Source organism: Aeromonas sp. MR7 (genome assembly GCF_963899385.1).
GTDB classification, from domain to species: Bacteria; Pseudomonadota; Gammaproteobacteria; order Enterobacterales; family Aeromonadaceae; genus Aeromonas; species Aeromonas bestiarum.
Genome location: NZ_CAWQXH010000038.1, coordinates 1 through 264, shown reverse-complemented (window position 1 = coordinate 264; position 264 = coordinate 1). Strand labels below are relative to the sequence as shown.

The window sequence follows — 264 nt, the reverse complement described above, 5'->3', positions numbered from 1 at the left end:
CTCAGACAGCTAGGATGTTGGCTTAGAAGCAGCCATCATTTAAAGAAAGCGTAATAGCTCACTAGTCGAGTCGGCCTGCGCGGAAGATGTAACGGGGCTCAAACCAGGCACCGAAGCCGCGGATTCATACTTATGTATGAGTGGTAGGGGAGCGTTCTGTAAGTCTGCGAAGGTGTATCGAGAGGTATGCTGGAGATATCAGAAGTGCGAATGCTGACGTAAGTAACGATAAAGGGGGTGAAAAGCCTCCTCGCCGGAAGACCA

At 50.8% G+C, this 264-nt stretch carries 1 rRNA gene; it reads left to right on the top strand.

Annotation, left to right across the window (positions count from 1 at the left end):
• Window positions 1-264, top strand: a 23S ribosomal RNA gene (locus AACW87_RS15945); the annotation flags it as partial.